Here is a 21,952-nt window from a genome sequence, read left to right as displayed (position 1 = left end):
GTTGTGGCTGTTCTCTCGGTCAACAAGATTCCGCCAGTGGTCTTTCACTCTTTGACTGCCGCAAGTAAACCTTGAGCAAAGGTATCCAGGGACCAGTTGGCAATTATGCGGCGAGAGGCTTCCCCCATGGACTGGAGGTCCAGCCCGCCGGAGGACATCTTGAGCAGTAACTGCGCCAGGCCTTTTACATCATAGGGGTTAAAGGTGTACCCATTTACCCCTTCCTGGACCAGATCCGGGGCGCAGCCACAGGCTTGACTTACCAGTACCGGTAGTCCCGCAGCCATAGCTTCATTGACAACCAGGCCCCATTGCTCACTATGCGAACTGGGCAAGATAAAACAGCGGGCCAGCCCGTAGTACACCGGTAAGGTGTCAACCTGGGCAAAACCGGAAAACCGCACGTGATCCAAGGCCAATTGACGAGCCGTGTCTTTCAATTCCTGCTCCAGTGGACCGGAACCGCAAATGACCAAACCCCAAGGCTGTTGCGGAGCATTGCGGTAATAATCGTTGTAGGCTTCTAACAAACGGAACAGGTTTTTCTTCTCACTGAGCCGGCTGACGCAGAGAAAATAATTCTTTGGCAAGTGGTATTGTTCCCTTAAAGAGCTGGCCTGACCCCGGGAATAATCGGCCAGTTGCGCAAAGTGGTCATTATCTACCACGTCGCAGCCAACAAATATTTTGGCAGGGGCAATTCCCAGGAATTCTGCATAGTGTCTGCTCTGTGTCCCTCCTACCAGGGCGGCATGGAAGCATGAATAGATCCTTTTTTTGACCCATTCTTTGATGGGATGCCGGGGGGCATCATCAAACTTGCTATCCATCATAACCACCGTCAGGCACTTTTTTAATCGAGCCCAAAGTAAGGCCGTAAGTAAGGCATAAATCGTATTTTTTGAAAGGCCGATGGCCATGGCTTGGGGATTCAGGGAATTGAGCGTGAACCAGGTACCGAGAACCAGCTTCCAAGAGGAAATTTTCTCAATAGCCTGGTTGGCAAAGATCGTAACCTGGTTAATTTCTGCCGGAGCTTTATCAGCCGACCAGGGGTGAATAGTTTCGTGGGAAGCAAGCTCAATACCCACGACATTTAAGCCTTTCTCTTTGGAAAGCTTGGTGGTAACTGCCAGCCTCGCCAAATGGTATGGTCCGAAGTTATTGTACATCACCGCTAAAGCAGTCACACGTTTGGTTAAATCAGTTCGCATCATTGTTTTAGAATGGTCTGATAAACTTCAAGATGGTTTTTGGCAATAACCGGCCAACTAAAGTTCTTTTCCCATACTTGGCGCCCTGACTGTCCCAAGACCTCGGCGCGCTGAGGATCCTTTAAAACCGAGTCAATCTGTTGAGCAAGAGTCGTTGGGTTTTGGGGGGGGACTCGCACTACCGCCTCGTTCAAGCAACCCAAATCATCGAGGGATGAGGCCAATACCACCGGGGCGCCGGCCCGTAAAGCTGCCATCAGGCTGCTGCGTCCCAAGGAATTGTGGCGATAGGGCAAGGCCACAAGATCGGCGGCTCGCAGCAGGCCGGCGGCCTCCTCATCCGGAGCGTATGGGGTCATAATAACGATGTCTTCTATATGTTCCCGTTCAATTGACTGTTGCATGGCAAGAAATCGGGGATTCTGGCGATGCCGTTGCCAGCCGATGAGCAGGAGACGCAGGCGGTGATGGCCATCTTCCCGGAGCCGGCGCACCGCCTGGCATAGATCAACGACACCCATGCTCTGATCAAAGCCGCCGAAATAGCCGATGTATTGCTTATCCAGATCAAGGTTATAACGCTGCCGCAGCTCAGGCCGGGAAGCCTGCAAAACTGCCGCCGAGGGGAGAATATTACTGCCCACCGGCAGAAAATGCATCTGTCGCATTCCCAGACAGAGTCTGCGCATATCCGCCATGAGCTTGAAATCATGGGAGGCTAAAGCCTGAGAGCCCCAAAGTAACCAAAGCACCAGGGCTCGAGTTAGCCACGTGGCGCCGTGTCCCATATTGAATCCCCAAAAAGTTGCGACAACGGGGTACTCCCTCCAGATAACCGGCAAGGCATGAATATTTCCGTTGGCCCCGTAGTAGGCGGAAGGATGAATGATATGCACGACATCCGGCTTAAGCTCATGAAGAGCTGACCTTAACTGATTCTGGGTCTGGCGTTGCGCTGCCCCAAAACCCAGGCTCCAATCGCCATTAAGATGGATTTCCTGGTCAACGGCCTCTCCCATTAAAACTTCGTGGGCTTCCCCCAGTATCGTGAAACACGTGTGGCCCCATGATCGGAGTTGAGAGCACAAAATCCGCAAAAATCCGATGCCGCCATCTGTGGCATGGACACCACCATATAGGTAACAGATCCGCATTTTACTTGGGAGTTTCCGCCACTACTTTATCCAGAACCGCTGCCACTTGTCGAGCTATGTTGCGTCGATCATATGGCAGAGCATACGGAGGCAATGAATCTTCCCTCGGCGTCTGGTTTGACCGTCGTGCTTTTGCGATGATTTCGGCTAAGGCGGCCTTTCCTGACTTTTCGTCGCGATAATCTGCTATGACAGCCAAGTCCTTTAAACCTGCCAGTATGGTTTTAGCTGAACCTTCAGCCACCATTGCAAAAACATATTTCCCGCCTGCCAAGTAATAATATAATTTGGCTGGAACACATCCACCATAATTGCCAGGGGGTAATAGGAGCACATAGATATCCGCCTCGGCCAAGGGTCGTCCGACAGCATCGGCAGGAACAATACCGTGAGCCTGGCAGATATCGTTAAGACCGAAATGTTTGGTCAATGCATCTATCTGGGCTGATGTCCCACCGACAAAATGAATTTTTAAAAGATTGCGTTCTTCCGGGTGTTCCCTCAGAAATTCGGCCAGGACTTTAAAAAATTGATCTTCGAATCCTCTGCCCCTGATGCCTCCCAAATAAAGCAAATGAATGGCCTGGTTCGACTCTCCGTTGCCCCTGAGCTGAGGGCCTCGCTGGCAATTCAAGTCTTCAGGATCAAATCCGTTGGGAATCATCTCAATTTTTTCGCAATATTGAGGATAACGGCGTTTTAAATCCAGTTTGTTACCCGGGGTGTTAGTGATGATTGCAGACGATGCTTGATAGATCTTCCCTTCCATTAATCCGGTTGGGCGGTTAAGCCAAGACTTAAACCAGTGCTGTTTTCCCCAATCCCGACTCCAGGGATCACGCATATCTATAACCAAAGGTATATTCCAGCGTTGGCTGAGGCGGGCGCCGACGACATAGACACTGTTAGGCGGTCCAGATGCCAGAATAACTTTAAGGCCTTTGCCACCTGGAAACTTTTTCTCCGCTGCAGCAATCGCAGCCTCGATCCAATCCCCAAAGGCATCGGGCTTAACGGTTAACTTCCGCCAAAGCGTTATGGGTTTTTGAAGATGCCAGGCTTTTAACCTACGGGCTAGGGTAGACGATAGATAACTTCCAACCCGTTCGATGCCGACAATTTCTGGAAGTTCAGATAGCAAGGTGTTATCCAAACCAGGCACATCCAGGGCTAACTCCCCACAAATTACCTGGGGAATCCAGCCGGTCTCCCCCGGCAAGTATTTGGATAACTTGGCAACACGTTGTGCAAAGGCCAGGGGCGCCGGAGGAAAATAGTAACAGAGGAGTAATAAATTCTTTTCCATTTCTCGCATCGGCTATTAGCAATCTCTGGTTAATTTATAAAGAAGCTTCAACCTCGACAGTGATATTGAAACTTTCTTTGGGCCTAAGCGGCCATACCCCGAATAAAGACCATCTTTGTCCCGGTCGCCATTCCCCAGCCCGCCAAAGATTTGTCAGCCGTCCCGGGGAGAGCACATAACGCCCGATAATGCCGCGACTCCACAAGATCAGCGGATTTCGCCAGAGGCGAAATACTAAGGCCCCAGGATAATCCACCAAGCATCGGGCATGAACCACCCAGGCGGGGGTGGCGCAATGGTCATGGGGGTACTGGGGCATAGCAGGTTGATCGCGGACATAAAGATAGGGGGTCAAACCCGGCGGGACATTGGGGTAGCCATTCCTGCTGACCGTCAAGCGCCGCCCATCAGGCCATCGCAAGGCCACCTCCAGCTCTTCAGTATCATGGTAAAAATTTGAATTATTATGGGTAATCTCTCTGTGTTCGACTTCAGCTACGAGCCCCTCTTCCCAGGGTATAACCATCCGAAGCACGGCATCACCAAGCCAGCCCACGTGTTTCTCCGAAAGGTTGGTAATGGCAAGCGTCCGCACAAGCTTAGTAGGCGCAACTAATTCATCTGTCAATTGAGCCTGCATTGTGGCCTTAGGGAATTTGATGTCCCAAGTGCTGACGAGTTTCGTCGATCCGAAGGTGGAGAGTTCACAATTGATGATCTGGCAGGCTAGACCCCCCAGACGCTCGTGGCCAAAAAAGCCGAACCAATTGCCGAACTCGAATCCCCAACCGGAAAAGCGCAGCGGTTGAGGCCACTTGGGCACCTGCCATTCGGTAATGCAATTTGTTCTTGGATCCCATTTCAACATTGCCGCAACCCCTTTCTCCCCGCAATGGCGGCACCCTCATCCCATTGGCAGACTTGGCGGAAGGGGCGGCCCCAACGCTGAGATTTCTTAAGCCTCCAGACTTCTTCGCCGGTGTCCCTCACCAGATGCAATTCAGTTAAAGTTTCCACGAGACTTGTATTTCCTGATAGTCTTACTATATCCTGGGCACCTTCAGGCGGTTTTTGAGGTTTAAGAACGGGAGCCCCGGACGCCAGTTCATGGAGAAATTGGATTGCGTAGGAATTCCAGCGTGGAATAGCGGCTACATCCTGCCATACCTGACCAACGCCATCTGGATCTTCTCCGAAAAAGCCCAGCGTGTTTCTGATTCCCCCGAGGGGTGACCTGTATTCCAAGGCTTTCTCAAGCATGGCCAGCCCTACTTTGATATACCTATCTTCTTTAAGAGCTAGCCCCAGATGATAGAGTCCCCGCGCCGTATCTAGTCCCCGGGCTATCCATCTAGGCCAGGGGCTGAATTCCCATTGTTCGATCCTTCTTTGGCGATGCCTCCTGAGGTGAGGTTCTAGGAAGGGGAAGAGGCGCCGCGCCCGGTACAAACGCCGGGCGTGCTTCAGACCCGCACCCACAGGGAGGTATCTGCTCCCAAGCAAAGGACCGGATTCATCAGCCTCCATATTTTTTACAATAAAATCAGCCAAGCGTTGAGCAATGTCGAGGTAAAGAGAATCATCTAAAACTTCAGATAACATTATCAAGGGTTTTAGGCACTTACCCTGATAGGGCATGATAATATCATCATTGGGTAAAGCCTGAGGCAGGGCCCCTGCGACCCGAGAATTAGCGGCCCATTGGGATTCCGCCACCAAGCGGCCAACGCGCCGAAGAAGAGCCTTTTCTCTGGAATTGGGCCGGTCATCCCCCCTCGCCTGAATGCCCAGGATTAGAGCTTCACAGGCGCGCAGGGCCTGATTGTGAACCGGCCACATGGACCGCAAATGCCGGTCTTGCAGACAGGCATCCCAACCCCGGAGAGCCGATTTGGCGACCTCTCTATTGGGCCAGGCCCCTTGCAGATCCCATAAGGCTGCAACCACCGACGCTTGTTGAATCAGGCCGTTAGATACCAAAGGGGTTTCCCCCCAAGAACAGATATAAACTCCTGAGGTGGGGTCTTGGGACCGCAGATAATAGAGAGCCAAATTTTCGGCTCTCAGCCTAGCCTCACTGGCGTTTTCATCTCTGGCGCGGGCGCATAAGCCACGGATGAGGCCATAAGAATTCATCACATAAGGACCTGCCATATACGGTGAAGAGGCCCAGTACGTAGCGATAGGTCCCCCTATTCCCCCCGAGCCGTTAAAGGGAGGGTGAAAATAAGTGGACATCCAGTCTTCGATCTGCGAGGCGCAGCAATTCAGTTCATCTTTATCAATGGAAAAATCGTTCCCCTTAATTGTTATTCTATGGTTCATTGAATTAGTGGTCATAGTTATAAAATCCTATAATAATAATTACATGACTGCTAAACATTCATAGTTTATCTTTATGTTATGCTTATTGACGTTGTAATCCCTGGTGTTCATTTATTGATTTTTCCCGAAGCTGGGCTCGCTTCCCTGAAAGAATCTCCGTGGCATCGGCCATCGCCATCCCAAAAATAAATGCCTCCATTATATTATTTTTGAGAAAAATAAACATACCCCCAGCAAACCCGGCCATCACCATTAACATCATTACCAGCAAAGCCCCATGGAGCCGCACTTTCGTGTAAATATCGAGATCGCTACCTCGGGAGCGCCGCAGAGCCGCAAAACAAGTAAATCCGATAACTATATAAAGCAGGAGTTGCACCACTAATCCCACTAAGCCGCAATATAATAATCTTGCCGCATAATCGTTGTGTGGGGCATTGGCCATATAGCCACCGGGTAACTCGGGTTCCCGACCCATGCTCAGTGTGTATATGGGCTTCCAAGGTATTCCATACCCCTTGCCAAAAATCAGGGTCGCCCAATTCTTACGCACAATGTTGACGGTGCTGAGGGCTTCATCCACCCGGGCCATCGTACTGTTATCCGTCCCGCCTGCGGCACTCGAGAACCGGTCAGCCATTCGGTCATAGACTGGGGTATTAATGAGAACCGTTCCGACCATGAGGACGAACAGCAAAAAGAACAGCCGGTAGGAGAAACGCTTTTGAATAAAGAATAAGGTATATAAGATTCCCGCTCCCATAATTAAATAAGCTCCCCGAGAAGCACTGAGGAACAACAAAAACATGTTCGCTATCAAAAAGAATAACAGCCACTTTTTCTTTGCCAAAACGGTTCCCAAAACCGGAAGAATCAACATGAAGGCGATTATAGTGAAACCTTGCCCTCCGGCGGCGCGGTCTTCAAAGGCTCCAGCCAATCCATATCTAGTCACAGCGATAAAATCCAAAAGACTAGCTAATGAACCGAAAATAACCAATAATTTCCACATCTGATCTCGCCGGTAAGGCGTATTGATTTTATCCACGATAAAAAAGAACATAGACGCAAATACATAGGAGCAGAAAGCGATACGCATCCAACGTAAAATCGGCGCACCATAAACCAGGGCATTAAAAAAATTCAAGACAGTTATCAACAGAAATGCCAGGAAAACTCCCCGGCCTGCTACCCTAATCTTACCCGTCAATGCCCCCAAAACTGCAGTTAAGGTAAGGCAGGAGTATAAAATAGCTATTGGAATTTTTGTAATAGCTAAACCTGGGATGTCAGGGAGCATACAAAGCAAGAGAATGATACAAGGCATCGTGAGAAAGCCCCGATCAACCTTCTCAGGAGTTTCATATGTTGTTACGCCATTAATCTTATAATCGGCTGAATAGGTTCTCATTAACCTCTCCTTTAATAACGCCAAATTTCTCTTAATAAACTCAACATATAATTATTAATTAAATGAATTTTATAAGCAATTAAACTCAAATAAATCTATTTCACATTGAAAATGCTTCCTGAACCAGGACTTGGGAAGGGATAATCGGGGCCTGATCAGTCTATTGGCCAAGGTTACGAATATTATTTGACAAGTTGTTCTATGAGTCGATGGCCATAACGTTGCCATCTCTTTCGCACGAGTTACCTTTATCTCCGGTAGCCGCTTTTCCCCCGCTAAGTTAGAGCCAGGAAGGATTAACTTCATGAGGGACATTATTAACTTCATTTTGAATACTCATCCTCTGCCGTGCCCCCCAAGTAAAATTGGTGTCCCATTCCTTGTGTGACCGGATAGTCTAAGAATTCCCGGTAATATTTTTTCGTCTTACGCAAAAGGAAATAGATACAGAAAGAACAATTCGGCAGAAAAAGGGACAACCGCCGGGCCATGAACCCAGGGAAGGGATAAAACTGGCTCCCCCGAAAAGACTCAATTTCATACCCGCCTGGCCAGACTCGGCTAAGGAAATTTACAAAATCGTTTTTGGTGAAAGCTCGCACGTGCTCCCCATAGTTGCGCGCCTGGGTAGGCTGGATCCCCATGAGCAACAGGAATCTATTGTGCAAGCTTGCTATGTTGGGTATTCCCACAATGAAATGGCCGCCAACCCGCAGACAGCGGGTGACTTCATGGAAAATAAAATAAATTTCTTTGGTGTGTTCGAGCACTTGGTTGGCAATGAAAACATCTATTGATTCCGATGCAAACGGGTATTTATCTTTTTCAATACTCATAAGGAAGGCATTGAAACCCTGATCCTTCAAGCCCCGGACTCTTTCGGAATTGCTGTCCAGCCCGGTCAGGATTGCATTTCCGCTAAATTTTTTTGCTGTCGACAGGTCGTGTCCTCTGCCTGCTCCGATATCTACCACGGAATCAAATGGAGATACCGTCTGTAGGAACTCGCAAATGGTCGGCCGGCCACAATCCAAGTCGTAATCAATCCCTCGTTCAATCCACTTCAGCGCCCTTTTCATTCTGTCTCGCCTCTATAAGCCGAAATTATGGGGCTGTCTTGACTTTTCTGCCCCAAGCCGGTTTTTGCGATTTCTTTGCCCGGACAAATTCTCCAAAGTTACCGTTATTGAAGCCGAATCCTCTTTGCCGTCAGCATGAAGGAACATAATTTCTCTGAAAAAATAACTTTGCCCTAACTTTTTGGCATGCCTGGCCCATGGGATCCACCAGAATTCGCTTTATAACCCAGAATTATTAATTAGTTCTTCGTTTTGAAATATGCCATCAACTACTAATGTCTTACCAGACTTGCCTTTAAGTAAACTATCTAGACCTATCAATCTAAATCCTAATTTTTTCATTAATTGGTAAATATCATCAAATAAAGGACTTCCTATATAAAGTTGCTCAAGGCTCATCTCCAGTGAACATAATTTCGCCTTACAAATAGTCGCAATTCCACCCTCGATAACTTTTTCTTCGAAACCTTGCACATCCATTTTAACTAGATGCGGAACTGGCAAATTATTTTCCAATACATAATCATCCAGTTTAACTACCGTTAAGGTTTCTTTATGGGACTCACATGCACCCGAAAATTCTTGCTTGTGAATTTCATCCATCGTTAAAAAAGAACTCGTGGCCAGGTCCTGGTCCATAATAAGCATTTCCATTTTGCTGTTGGAATCCCCTAAGCCCACGTTGTGACAAACAACCTGCGGATACCTCTCCACTCTTTCAGATAGCCTTTTAAAAACCGAGGGAATTGGCTCGAAAGCATCAACGCGCGAAACTGTTGAGATTTTGGCGAGACAGCCGCACAAAGTTCCGGTGCTGGCTCCGATATCAAAAACCACCAAATTATTTCCCTGCAAATAAGGATAAAATTGGAGAAAAAATGGGCGCTCCTGGGCGGTTAATGGTTCTCTTAAAGCCAACCCGGCTTCGCGGACTTTCCAGTAAGAATAAGCCCGGTCATGCAGCAGGTGAACGTTTAATCCTATTTTTTTGATTATTTTTTTAGTTATCATGGCCATTTGATATTTGATATTTGATTTTATTTTATAATCAACAATACTTTCGATAATATTTAACAATACTTCGAAAGATTTTATCTTTAATACTACTTTTGGCTAATAAATAGTTTATAATCTCATTGAGAATATAACTATTTTCGATGACTGGTATATCCTTAACGGAAATCGGCAGTTTCGATAATTTCGTATAAAATTGACTACTTTTCCCAGAATGAATTCCAGTGCCATCAGTTCCTATGTTATAAACTAACGAAGTTCCAGGAAAAAGACTTACCTTATTATTCACAAAAGCGGCGGCTTGCCATCTGATGTCCCACGAATCATTCCTCCCTGCTACTTGACTTTCTAGCATCCCCAAGCAACCACCAGCCATATTCATATTAAATTTCTGTTCGAGGTTTCTTTCCTTCAACTCCTGCAATAATTTGCTGCCATCTGGTTCAAACAGATTCCACCCTCGTTTCCAGGTTCCCCAGCCCCACCAATATGTTCCTGGTAAAAAGAATATTTCGGGCAAATTATCTAATGGATGCATATAGCCACCGAGCGAAATAACCTTATCTGAGTCCTGATATAATTCCAGACCATCATTCATAAATTTAAGAAAATATGGAGACGTTATAAGATCATCCTCCAAGACAATAATTTTCCCATAAGAATCTACAACTTCGGTAACGCCACTAATGATAGACTTTGCCAGACCAAAATTACTATTTCTCTCTATGATGGTTACCTTTTTGAACCCCGTTATTCTTTTTAGATAATTCCTTACTTTTAATACTTTTATTGCTGCTGCATCATTCTTAGAGCCATCTGAAAATACGAAAAGCTCGCTTTGGTCCGCATGGACATTCCTTTTCAAGGCTTCCACTGTCTTATAGGTATGCCAGGGGCGATTGTAAACAAACAATGTAATGGGAGCGAATGCCATGAAACCTCCAGCCAAATTAATTATGTTAGTATTCGTTACGTAGCCTAAAATTCAGTTTCATAAATTAATGTATTCACCGTTTTTGCAATTAGTTTATAATTAATTGAGCTTAAAAACTTATAGATATCATTGCTTACTAAGTCACTTAGTGTTAAATCTAAATCTTCCACAAGTACAATGCGAGGGCGATATTTATGCCAATCATTTGAATTTAGTACCTTAATGTCCAAACCTTCCACATCTATCGAGATAAAATCTATGGCTTGGTTAGGTGGAAGGTATTTGTCTAGTATATTTTTTAAAGGAACTGCCTCTATTTCCAGTTCTGTAATTATAGATCGCTTATTTATAAGAACCGATTCTTCGCTGAGTTTTTTATTAAAAGTATTTACTGCGGGGTCTTTAAACATATGATATGTCAAAACTTCTTTACGGTCTGAAATAGCTTTTTCAATATTTATATCGTTTGGTCTAACCCTATTGAATAACTTCATACTACCTGGCATTGCGTCAATATTTATCCCTTTCCAACCTCGTTTATAAAAATAATAAGTATTAGAAAAACGTTTGGGATGATGTGCACCTACGTCCACATAGAAACCGGTTTTCTGGTTGTCAAATAGTCGTCTTAAGATCATATCCTCCCCTTCCTGCGAATAAGATTTTAAGGCATATCCATCAAAATATTTATTATTTATATTTCCTAACCAGCTTATAACGTTATTAGGAAAGACTCTTTTCATTAAATACTTAATTGATATCATTTTGTAGCCACACTCCTTTCGTAGGGATAAAGGATTTAACCATCATAATAAAACAGTGTTTTGTTCTGGAGTCAAATATTAAAGAAAAAATAGCAACAGCATAGGAGAGAAGCGTAGCCCACGCCGCCCCATTTATCCCAAATTTAGGTATCCACCAAAAATTTAAGCCTACATTTACGATACATCCAATGAATGTTCGCATAAAATCTGTTTTAGTTAAATTTTCCACCAATAAGAAATTAGAGCTGGCCACACCCAAGAATACAAAAATACCCGCCCAAATGTTTATCGCAAGAACCCCACCTGCCGTACTATACTGTGGTCCCAAAAGGATATTTATTATGTATCCGGAAAATAATGTGGTAGGCAAGGCAATGGCGATAGCCATCCAGGTCATGAGATTAAAAAATACCTGGAATCTGTGAAGATAAACCTCTTGACTAATTTGTTTGGCCTTTTGGAGTGCGGGTAAGAGAGAACTGCTGATGGCCGTAGGAATAAAATACCAGGCCTCGGAAAGACGGACGGCGACAGCATAATTTCCCACGGCCTCATTGTTGAGCATCGACTTAATCATAATTTGGTCAATACGCATATAAACCATGATTGCAAGACTGGAAAGAATGAGAGGCCACGAATCTTTTAAAAGTTTAAAGGCTGTTTGTCGGTCAAATCGCCACGGAGATATTTTTAACCCCTGCAGGTGATAAACAATCACATAGAATAAAGCTATCAAAATAGTTTCTAGTAAAGTTACGCAGGCAAACCAAATAAGGGGCGCCTTGAGAATGATAAGAAGGAACTTTACAGCCGAAGTGATCAATAAAGAACAGAGCCGAGATAAGGTTATAAATCGAGCCAGAACCTGGGATTTGAAATAGCAGTCAATAACTCCAAAGGATTGAAAAACCGACCCTGCGGCAATGATTAAGACCAGGATTTTGGTAAAGCGATCATTAGAGGTCAGCTGCAATGCCCCAAAGACCATGATGAGAACCAGCCCGGCGCCAATGATCTTGAGGCAGAAGGCAGTGCCTATCAATCTATCTCTGCCTGCAGGGTCCTGAACCAGATTGCGAATAACAATTGTATCTAAGCCCAGGGATGCAAAGACGGAAAAAATCGCGGCAAAGCTCACGGCATAACTCAAAAGCCCATATCGCTCCGGCTCTAGATACCTGGCCACTGCCACCGCTACAATGAGGATCACGGCCATACGGATAACATTTTCTGCTGCTATCCATGCGGTATTGAAAAAGTATCGTTTAAAGCCCTGGGAGCGAAAGTCTAACATAGGAAGCCCCCAATTGGCGTCAGTATCAAGGTTAAGGCCAAAGTCGCTAATCCTTGGATGATATTGGCAAAGGTGGGACGCCGGGTGAGCCCTTTGGCCATGAGATGCCTCTCAGAAAGGGAGGAAGTATCAGCAAAAAAGAAATGGAACAGGCACCAAACCATTATCGAGCCCCACAAGCCTATGGAGAACGGAAGACCTCTGCTCGCAAAACCACCGTCGCAGGACAATACTGATCCCATTACAGCAACCTTCTGCCGACCTCAAGCCAAGAGTGGTTATGATAAATAAGATTCAAAATGGCCTTGAGTGGCGGATTGAAGGTTTCAGTGGCCAGCCGAATATTGCATTTCTTGATGGCATGGGCGTCGTTGCTCCCGCCATTGGTTCCTCCGGTCACCCCGCTCAACCGGCACCGCAACCAGAATTTTGTGCCACCGGGAAAGGTGCTGCCGGTAACATCTTTAGGGTTTACCGGTATCCAGCAGGTCGAGGGCGGTGGGGTCAACAATACTTCCACCGTACCGGGCCCACTGGCCTGCAAAGCATCCGAGTTGGCCACTTTGAGGGGATAAAACGGGCGCCAGCCTATTTCAAGGTCGGAGATAATGGCATATAGATCATACTCACCTTGGGCAACCTTTTTCCAATTGGGTTCCGTTCGACCCGATGTACCGCGCTTTTGACTGATGTACACCAGAGGAGTGGTTCCCGAACCGGGTTTAACTACGCTGCCGGCAGGATAAAGAGTATCGGGCTTCCACGTTTGAACCTGCTCCATGGTGGGAATCCAGCCCCACTGAGTGCCATATTCCCAGTTAAACGCCAGGGTTTTGGCAGCCACCTTATCCTTGATATGAAACAGGAGGCTGTTAAACCTGGTGTAGTCTCCGAAATAAATGATTTCATCATCCTTAGGACCCTGGAAATAGCTGAAATCTTTTTGGCCACTAAAGTTGTGGTTGTTCCCGGCAGTTGTCCGGAAAGTTGCATTATTATCAGAAGTGAGATAGATGTCCGAGGGCTCCCAATATTTCTGCAGCGTGGTGTTTTTATCTACGATAAGAGTGATCTTGTGCCCTTCCGCTGCGGATTTGATGGCAGTAATGTTGGTGGGAGAGCTGTTTTGGGTTTCCCATAGATCGCCAGCATAAACTTCTGGCATATCGCCAGAAATTAGTGACGACACGGTGCCGGAGTCCGTGGCTCGATCAATCCCCAAGTTGTCGTGGCATTCCAAAGGAACTCGGGTCGTATCGCACCAGAGATTACGGTCGTTATTCAAAAATTTATTATAGGCCAGCAGGCCACCGGAGCCGCGAAAGGAAACGGCGCAGCCGTTGCCCCCACTTCTGCTTGACCCCAAAATATTACCTATAATGGTGGGAGAACCTACGGCTGCATCGATAACGATAATTGCGGTGCCCATCCGATTGCCGATAATTTGCGCGCTTAAGGTTGCTCCTCCGGACTCAATGCTATGGCGATAATTGAACCAAAGTTTCTTTCCCGCTTCAGCTTTATTAAAGGAATAAGTTCCTCCATAAGGGGCATCCTTCACCGTGTATTGCCCAGGCCCAGGATTGGCGGGGACCCTGGTCAAATGGATACTGTCGTCGGTGAAGAAATCTTTTTGCCGCATCACTCCATAGTCCTTGAAGGCCCAATCGTGGGGTTCCACGGTCAAGGTATACGGCGGGCTTGCCGGCACGGTGTATGGCACACCGCTCAAGATATTCTCTTTCCCGCTGCCGATGCAGATAGTACACTGGTCTATGCGGTTGCCATAGATAAGCATCAGTCTACCAGCGTCAATGCCTCGGGCAAATCCGTAGATGATGCAGTCTTGGATGAGAGGGCTTTCTACCGCCTTGATCCCCACATTGCTGGAGCCATATCCCGGTCCGCGGATTTCGCAACTCCTGATCCACCCGTCCATATTGCCCCCATAGATCCCGTTGCCGGCTAATATTCGGCAATTTTCGACCGCCATTTGGTTTTGTGGGGCCATTTTAATGGCATAGCGGGTTTTACCTAACCCTGTACCCTGCAAGAAACAGTTCTTAATCTCCCCGTAGTGCCCGCCGTGAATATAGATGCAGTCGGCATCATTGTACCCTCCAGATATAAAGAGGTTCTCCAGCACCGGGCCGTCAATGTGGTCCCCTTCAAAAAAATATTTGTTGGTGCCACTGACCAACTGCAACCTTGTCCCTTCGTAACCCGAACTTGAGAAATTATTCTGCCCCTTGAGATGGCAATGTGGGGTAAGTTTAATAGTGTCATTAAAAAAGAATTGCCCCGGACTAAACAGCACGGTTATTTCGGCCTTGGCTGTAGTGCTGCAATTGAGCGCCTTGGTCAGAGCCTTCCAGTTGGCCGCACCATTAGCATTGGCTATATTATTTGCACTTTTCAGGCCCCACCATTCGGGGCGCACATAGGTAACGGAGTGACGGGCCAGTTTAACCCCTTTGGTCAGATCAGTATTTTCGTCATTAAAAATCTGCCATAGACAATCGACCAGGGGTCCATTAATTAAAAGAGTCGCTCCCGGTGCGATAGAAAGCGTAGCCCCGTTTTCGATTTTTATCGCCACACGCTCAGGAATATTCAAATTACTACCGACGCGCCAGGTGCCTGAAGAGAAATACAGGGTGCATTTCCCCTGATTAGTATCAATAGCCTTCTTAATAGCTGCTTCAGTAAAACCATAAGTGCGAACATCTACCAGACCTGAGGTTTTGGATGGCGTATCGTGGGAACTTGGAGGCTCAACCCGAGGCGGTTCAGATATCTTAGCGGCAGGAGGAGGAAGCTGTGTCTCCAACGTTTTTTGGCTCTTAAATCGGGGGCCTTCAGGTAACTTTGCGAACAACTTAAAAAGATCAAGTTTATTAACCAATGCGGTTGGGGGCTCAGGCAAAGGCTCCATTGAGGAAAAAGCCCGAGGTGTCTCATTTGAACCTTCGAAATTGTCAGCAGCTTGAGCAAAAATATTTTGGAAGTCATGAACTATATGTACCGGAGAAATAAGCAATAGAGCACAGGTCAATATTATTGAGACCAGCGCCTTGTCAATTGTTTCCCGGTAAGTTTTCATGCGTTCCTTTGTTTCAAATTCCATAGATCACGGACTTATTGGGGGCAACTCGCCACCAGATTTTCCTAACCCATTGACTCGTAGAGGAATTAAATCCCGGTCTTCACTTCTTCTGGCTGAGGTTTGAATCCTCGTCGTGCCAAAACAAGTAAAGATGTCCCAAAAGGGAGCGATACTAAATTTAGTAAATGACGTTCTATGGCAAATATTTTATACAATAAATTATTTAATATATTCGGTGGCATGAATAAATCATCACTGCCATGGGAGCGTTTTATCATTCTTAATGAGGCTATTATCGGAAAAAGTATAGTGTTCATATAACTATGAAATACTATATTATAATGAGCTTCATTTAGGATAGGGACTAACGTTTTAAAGATATATCTGCGTTTATGGTGATGTGATTCATCATGAGCGCTCCACAAGGCGGGGAATGCCGGCACGGTAATCAATAGATAGCCTCCGGGGTTTTGCTTCTTAAAAAGTTGCGCTACAGACAGGCCATCTTCCTCCACATGTTCTAAGACATCCAGGAGCACGATAAGGTCAAAGAGATCATCTTGATAAGGTATATCATGCGGCAGGCTACCCGGGAGGATAGACCCGATATGTCGATTCAAGGCAACATTTCGGGCAAATGCATCTAATTCTACACCAAAAACTTCGCCATATTGCGATAAAAGCGACAAATTACCACCGGTCCCACACCCTACTTCCAAGATTCTCGCTTTATTGGGAAGTGATAAATCATCAAGAACCTTCTTTATGATAGATCGACGGCCTAAAAACCACCAATGGCGATCTTCGTAAGCAGCGTTTTTATGATAAATTGCTTCTTCCATAATTTTATTAAGCTTCGGCTTTTCTCTCAAGCCCATATAATTCATTGATTATATAAAGTGGTCTTCTCTTGGTTTCGGCATAAATCCGCCCGAGATATTCCCCGATGATCCCCAAACTGATAAGCTGCAAGCCACCGAGGAATAAAACCGCAACCATGATAGAAGCATAACCAGGAACATCTTTCCCAAGAATTATGGTTCGCAAAATTAAAAACGATCCATAACCGAAAGACAATAATGAAATGATTATCCCTATGTAACTCCATAATTTAAGTGGGATTGTGCTAAATAAGGTTATGCCATCTAAAGCAAAGTTCCAAAGTTTCCAGTAATTCCACTTCGTTTTACCCCGGTACCTTGGCTGCCGGTCATATTCGATCCCCACCTGCTTGAATCCGACCCAGGCAAACAGCCCCTTCATGAATCGAGTCCGCTCGGGTATCCGGTTTAATTCTTTCACCACCTTACGGTCAAAGAGACGAAAGTCCCCGGTATCTCTGGGTATAGGGGTATCACTGATAGCGTTGATGAACCGGTAGAAAGCGTTGGCGGTGAAGCGCTTGAACGAACTCTCCCCCAGTCGCTGCCTCCGCACAGCATAGACCACATCATAACCCTCTCGCCATTTCTCTACCAATTCTGTAATTAATTCCGGTGGATCTTGCAAGTCAGTATCTATGGGAATAATCGCCTGGCCGCTGGAATGGTGCAAACCGGCGGTCATGGCAACTTCTTTACCAAAGTTGCGAGAAAAGTTAATAATTTTAATCTGAGGATTATTCTGATGATAGTTGAGAAGCTTTTCTAAAGTACAATCTTTGCTACCGTCATTTATGCAGATGATCTCATATTCCAAATTTAAGCGGGTTAGAACTGGAATGAGAGTATCAAAAAAATAATCAATATTCGACTCTTCATTATACATCGGAGCGACTATTGATAAATCAATTGGTTTTACAGCAGACATACGCCTTAAACTCCATTAACAATAGGCTTACAATTAATTGTTGTTAATCAGGCGAAATTCAAACTCTCCTGACGACGATGATTTACAGTTCTGACCGCCAAAAAATGGAGAATCATACTGCCGAAAATCGCAACCAAAAAAGGTATGGGCGAGTCCATAGCGACCTTGTCCACGAACCAGGGAATCCCCAAAATCCAGGGGAGCCAACACGCAACTACCTGATAGCAAAGTAATTTTGCCAATGAACTCAGGCTGAAGGTGGAATACCTCAGCAAGAGAGCGGGCAGTGCTAACCAGAACGCCGGGAAAGCATAGCCAAGCAATCTTATAACGTCATAGGATACCGCGATCCCGACCAGGAAGGAACTGACCCCATAGATGATGGCGACTTGTAGCCAAAATTGGTCTTCCGCAAAAATCTGTTTCCAATGTTTCGCCAATTCCAGCCCGAGCAGTGAAGGAGCAACCCCAAAAGTCGTAAGTAGGAGCATGATAGTGTTTAAGGTGACCAGAGGTTGCATGGGGGTAATCCCGATGGTATGGAGTTTACCCAAAGGCAGCCAGCCGGGGAGCGTAATTAAGAAGTAGGGATGACCCACATCGGGATAAACATTGGTCCAAATCAATATGCCAGAAAGATTGTAGAGGAGATTTTTCGGGAGCTTGAGCGCCAGATACAGCAGAAAATTCATCTGATACTCTTGAGGTAGGCCATGCCGCCCAGCCCAGGATGTAATAACTATGCCCATGAGCAAAACCGCAATGCCGGCCACAGCCCATCGCAGTCGGTATTTGCAGAGGCCCATTGCCGCCAAAGACAGGCAGAGGAAAATGGCGTTCTCGCGAGCGAGATATATCAGGAGCAAGATTGACAGGCTGGGCCAGAAGTAAGACCGATAGAGTAAATAAAAGAATAACCCCGTGAGCCCTGCGGAAAAGAGGTCGGGCAAAAATACCAACGATAAAGACCGAATTAAAAAAGGCGTAAATAAAAGGGGGATGGCAATTACCGCATAAGAAGTGATTGATTTTATAATTGCAGTGACCGTTAATAATAACATAAGCAAGCCAATGCTATTAGCTAAAACAAATGCATGATCCAATGATAATCCACTTAATCTTTGTAACAGATGAGCAATTGTTGGATAGAAAATCCTTCCGGAGAAAGGTTTCTTAACGGCTTCTCCTTTGGCCAACGCATTATAAAAAAAACTATCAATGTGATAATCATAAATATATTGCCAGGCGATTGCCAAGATTAAAGAAAATATCACTAATGAAATAAATAATGGTGTATCCAATAATGGTCGGATTTCCGGCAAAACATCATTGCCAACACCAGCCCTACCCTTCATAACGTAACCTCCAGAAATCCGTCGAAAATTCTTTTGTTCCCGGTTGGTTTTAGTTTGCCTGAGAACAGACCCCTCGAGATGCTACTCTGATTTTAGACGTTTCTATCACTTAATAGTTATGAGAAATATGATTGTTTTTAATTAGAAGCGTCGCCGGTTGGTTTACTGCCGGATGAATTGAGGCAGTAAGGGAACGATCTGTTGTCCAAAGGCAGCCAGCCGGTCGCGAGCCGCTTGTTCATCATTGTTTACGGGGGTGATGAGGCGAACGAGGGCCCAATCCGACCGATGCCGCCGTAACCCATTAATAATGGTGTGCAATTTATATACTCTGGCCGAACTCAGAGCCCCCCATTGACCTTGCTGAATGTTCCAGTAGTAGACCAGAAGGCGGGCTCCTTGCCTGTCCAAGAGCAAATAGTTTACCGGCAAATTAGGAGCAATCTGAGTAGTGCCGGATTCTAAGGTCTTCCAGCCGGTTCCGGTCATGCAATTGCCAGGATTATGACCTAAACCTCCCGCACTCACCTGGGTCTCATAATGGGCGATATAGAGGGAAACAGGTTCCTTTTTCGGAGAAGAAAAATCCGCATTAAGGTATGAGTCGGCGTCGGTCTTCTCGAATATTTGGGGATCCATGTAGGTCCGTTGGCCTTGCCAGGGACCCACGTGGAGAGGGAAGTGGTCAAAACTCTGGAGCAAAGGCACCCGCTGGGGTGAACCGACGGTATATATGAGAGTACTGCCGAGAACTATCATAGCCAGGCCGGCAATCAAAAACGGCAGGTAAGAAGCAGGAACGCGTGATGGCGGTCCTTCGTCTTTGACAGGCGCAGTTTCAGCAGGCGCAGCTTCGGTCGAGGGCTCCAGATAATTGAGGAACCAGTTGAGCAGGGCCAAAAACCCGAAACAAAAGATGAAGATCAGCCAGCCGCTGAAACTATGCAAAAACCCTTCCTGTAAGGCGGGATAGACCCCCATGGCCGCTACCCGCAAGGCGTTGGCCAGAATGGCGGCAGGGATCAGGGAGATAAGCAGGAGGGCGCCTTTCCAGAGCCGCCGTTGATAAAAATAGCAATAGATAACTCCCAGGGCCAGGAGGGAAAGGATATAGCGTAAGCCGCTGCAGGCGGCCACCACCTGGAGTTGCCTCACCCCCAGGTCGATGACATTGCCTTGCAGGAGCAAGGGGTAACCTAAGGCTCGCAAAAATATGGCGGCCAGGCGCGAGGAAATTAATTGCAACGGGAGGGTTAAGGCGCCCATGATAATGCCTGGAAGGGGCAACATGAGTATTAAGAGGAGAAGCGGAAAGGCCAAGAGGCGCAAGATTTTCCACCCTCCGGTGAGGAGCAGAATCCCGGAGATAAAAATAGGGAAGGAAACCCGGGTGCTATAATACTCTGCGGCAAGTTTGCCGGCCAAGAATAGGCCGAGCCCCAGCGCCATGATCACTAACCCCAGCCAGTTGGGCTGCCAGGGAGTGCGCCTAAGTTCCGGCCATTTTAAGTAGACCAGGTAAGCGCTCACAAAGGGCAGGAGCAAGCCGTACGAAAAGTCTTCGTCGGTAGCCAATTCTTGCGCGAGTTTGACCAAGACCGGCCAATAGAGAACACAAACCCCCAGGGCCAAGATCACCCCGGCGCCCAAATAAAAATTTGATATGGAGTTAGTTTCTGATTTCATATGGTCTGAGAATCGTCAATTTAGGTCAAGTAGTTAATAATAGCGAAAATAATTGTGAAAGCCGACACCGGAAACCACGTTTGCAGTGCCAGGTTTTGAGGTTGATATATTGACCACCAAGCTTATCGTAAGGCGTTCAGAACTCCTGGTGGACCTGTCCAGACAACCGGCCTGACCTAAGTCATTGCCATAACACAGCTCTTTATGGTTGGGCTAACTCCCCAGCCGAGGCTCTCTCAGGACCTCGAAGGTGTAGCTCATTGAATTCACACCGAGTCAGCTTAGGCAGACTCAACATTGAGTTTGCAATTTTAAGGCCATGTATATAACTAGTTAAAATATTAAATTATTTCAGATAACCCACGATTGGCTAACTGCAGGAGGTTTCATAGAATGAAAAATTATGTGAACATTTAATCGCTAAGTTTCAGAAATTAAACATTTTGTCCACTTGCACTCATGTCTTGTCGAAGCCAATCCAGGCTTTGTTATAATAAAACATTTAATAATTAATATCTACAATATATTATAGAAAAATTTATAATATGGCAAACTAATCTAAGCAACGTGTTGATAAAATAGATAATTGCGAAGACGTGCCTCTAACAACGTCAGCTATCCCCCATTCTAGTTAACTAATGCGTAAGAGACAACTAAATAGTGCATGTCATGCCCCCGGGAGGGGCAAAGAGCATCGTCCGCCTTATTGAGCCTGCCCGCTGAATGTTCCCAAGTTTTAACGAATGGCCGTCATCTGTCCTATATGTTTTTGAAAAATAAAAGCATTTTTAATAAGGTTACCTTCAATCAATAAGAGCCAAGGTGGGCTGAGTAATGCCAAATTTGATTGAGGAAGGTGACACATGACGCGGGTTCCCAAATCTGCCGACGGCAACCAGGCGTCAGAGTGGCCGGCAGGGGACTAATCTGCAAGCCGGTCAGATAAGGCCGAAACTTAAAATCCAAGCAGCCAACGGGAGCCGCGTGGACTCCGCGCTTTCGGCTGGCTTAGAGGGGTCGGCAAGGCCTGCAGTATACAGGCCGAGCAAAGCAGAGCTGGACTCCAAGAGACCTGAGGCGCAAAACAATTGGCTCAGTCTGCTGGCGGATTTGCCAGGGCCAAACAGCCAACCGAGCAGCCTAAAATTTCTTTAAGAGAGGTGCAGATCGTGGACTTTGAAAATCTAAAAGTTGGTGACAGGATCCAGTTGGATGTCGGCGACGTCATCCAAAGCCTTACTTCCGAACAGATTAAGCCAACAACAGGTCTTCTGACGGGATGGACCATGGAAGTTGCCCGAGTGTTTGTCGATGGTGGAGCGGTAAGGTTCCGCGATGATCAGGGGGGCGATCCCACTGCGACCGACGGTGATGTCTTAAACGACGGGGACTATTGGCATCTGGTAGGAGCAAGTGTTTCTCAATTCAAGGTAATTAGCCAAAGTGGAACGGTGAAGGTAAACGTTACCCCGTTTTATAAATTTGGAAGCTGAGGTGATAG

At 46.5% G+C, this 21,952-nt stretch carries 17 protein-coding genes; 1 reads left to right on the top strand and 16 read right to left on the bottom strand.

What is annotated here, in order from left to right:
* Window positions 1-44: 44 nt before the first annotated feature.
* The 16 genes from WC600_04470 to WC600_04395 form a co-directional block, all read right to left on the bottom strand.
* Window positions 45-1,217 (bottom strand): glycosyltransferase family 4 protein, encoded by a 1,173-nt coding sequence (locus WC600_04470; protein MFA4901981.1) that lies wholly within the window; start codon window positions 1,215-1,217, stop codon window positions 45-47.
* Window positions 1,214-2,233 (bottom strand): glycosyltransferase family 4 protein, encoded by a 1,020-nt coding sequence (locus WC600_04465; protein ID MFA4901980.1) that lies wholly within the window; start codon window positions 2,231-2,233, stop codon window positions 1,214-1,216. The genes WC600_04470 and WC600_04465 overlap by 4 nt, the downstream gene beginning before the upstream one ends.
* Window positions 2,234-2,369: 136 nt before the next feature.
* The gene (locus WC600_04460; GenBank protein ID MFA4901979.1) at window positions 2,370-3,683 is read right to left on the bottom strand and encodes a glycosyltransferase; all 1,314 of its coding nucleotides are present in this window, start codon (window positions 3,681-3,683) and stop codon (window positions 2,370-2,372) included.
* A gap of 25 nt (window positions 3,684-3,708) precedes the next feature.
* Window positions 3,709-4,542 (bottom strand): hypothetical protein, encoded by an 834-nt coding sequence (locus WC600_04455; protein MFA4901978.1) that lies wholly within the window; start codon window positions 4,540-4,542, stop codon window positions 3,709-3,711.
* Window positions 4,536-5,312, bottom strand: coding sequence for a hypothetical protein (locus tag WC600_04450; protein ID MFA4901977.1), 777 nt, complete (start codon window positions 5,310-5,312; stop codon window positions 4,536-4,538). Before WC600_04450 ends, WC600_04455 begins: the two co-directional genes overlap by 7 nt.
* Before the next feature lie 769 nt (window positions 5,313-6,081).
* A complete protein-coding gene (locus WC600_04445) occupies window positions 6,082-7,410 on the bottom strand; it encodes an O-antigen ligase family protein (protein MFA4901976.1) in 1,329 nt (442 codons plus the stop codon).
* Window positions 7,411-7,733: 323 nt separating this feature from the next.
* Window positions 7,734-8,489, bottom strand: coding sequence for a class I SAM-dependent methyltransferase (locus WC600_04440; protein ID MFA4901975.1), 756 nt, complete (start codon window positions 8,487-8,489; stop codon window positions 7,734-7,736).
* A 219-nt stretch (window positions 8,490-8,708) separates the two neighbouring features.
* Window positions 8,709-9,566 (bottom strand): FkbM family methyltransferase, encoded by an 858-nt coding sequence (locus WC600_04435; GenBank protein ID MFA4901974.1) that lies wholly within the window; start codon window positions 9,564-9,566, stop codon window positions 8,709-8,711.
* Complete coding sequence (locus tag WC600_04430; GenBank protein MFA4901973.1) at window positions 9,538-10,437, bottom strand: glycosyltransferase; 900 nt, start codon at window positions 10,435-10,437, stop codon at window positions 9,538-9,540. Before WC600_04430 ends, WC600_04435 begins: the two co-directional genes overlap by 29 nt.
* A gap of 44 nt (window positions 10,438-10,481) precedes the next feature.
* Window positions 10,482-11,201: an FkbM family methyltransferase gene (locus WC600_04425; protein ID MFA4901972.1), complete on the bottom strand. Its 720-nt coding sequence runs from the start codon at window positions 11,199-11,201 to the stop codon at window positions 10,482-10,484.
* The gene (locus tag WC600_04420; GenBank protein MFA4901971.1) at window positions 11,188-12,495 is read right to left on the bottom strand and encodes a flippase; all 1,308 of its coding nucleotides are present in this window, start codon (window positions 12,493-12,495) and stop codon (window positions 11,188-11,190) included. Before WC600_04420 ends, WC600_04425 begins: the two co-directional genes overlap by 14 nt.
* 241 nt (window positions 12,496-12,736) lie before the next feature.
* On the bottom strand, window positions 12,737-15,598 hold the full coding sequence (locus WC600_04415) for a hypothetical protein (GenBank protein ID MFA4901970.1): 2,862 nt from the start codon (window positions 15,596-15,598) through the stop codon (window positions 12,737-12,739).
* A gap of 89 nt (window positions 15,599-15,687) precedes the next feature.
* Complete coding sequence (locus WC600_04410) at window positions 15,688-16,479, bottom strand: class I SAM-dependent methyltransferase (protein MFA4901969.1); 792 nt, start codon at window positions 16,477-16,479, stop codon at window positions 15,688-15,690.
* Window positions 16,451-17,410, bottom strand: coding sequence for a glycosyltransferase family 2 protein (locus tag WC600_04405; GenBank protein ID MFA4901968.1), 960 nt, complete (start codon window positions 17,408-17,410; stop codon window positions 16,451-16,453). The genes WC600_04410 and WC600_04405 overlap by 29 nt, the downstream gene beginning before the upstream one ends.
* A 47-nt stretch (window positions 17,411-17,457) precedes the next feature.
* Complete coding sequence (locus WC600_04400) at window positions 17,458-18,765, bottom strand: hypothetical protein (GenBank protein ID MFA4901967.1); 1,308 nt, start codon at window positions 18,763-18,765, stop codon at window positions 17,458-17,460.
* Window positions 18,766-18,927: 162 nt separating this feature from the next.
* Window positions 18,928-20,451 carry an exosortase C-terminal domain/associated protein EpsI gene (locus tag WC600_04395; GenBank protein MFA4901966.1) on the bottom strand — a complete coding sequence of 508 codons (1,524 nt, stop codon included), beginning with the start codon at window positions 20,449-20,451 and terminating at the stop codon, window positions 18,928-18,930.
* 1,088 nt (window positions 20,452-21,539) lie between these two features.
* Here WC600_04395 and WC600_04390 point away from each other — a divergent pair.
* The gene (locus tag WC600_04390) at window positions 21,540-21,944 is read left to right on the top strand and encodes a hypothetical protein (GenBank protein MFA4901965.1); all 405 of its coding nucleotides are present in this window, start codon (window positions 21,540-21,542) and stop codon (window positions 21,942-21,944) included.
* The last annotated feature ends 8 nt before the right edge of the window (window positions 21,945-21,952 follow it).

The sequence above is a fragment of the Desulfobaccales bacterium genome, assembly GCA_041648175.1.
In the GTDB taxonomy this organism is placed as follows: Bacteria; Desulfobacterota; Desulfobaccia; order Desulfobaccales; family 0-14-0-80-60-11; genus 0-14-0-80-60-11.
This window is presented reverse-complemented; position numbering and strand designations above follow the sequence as displayed.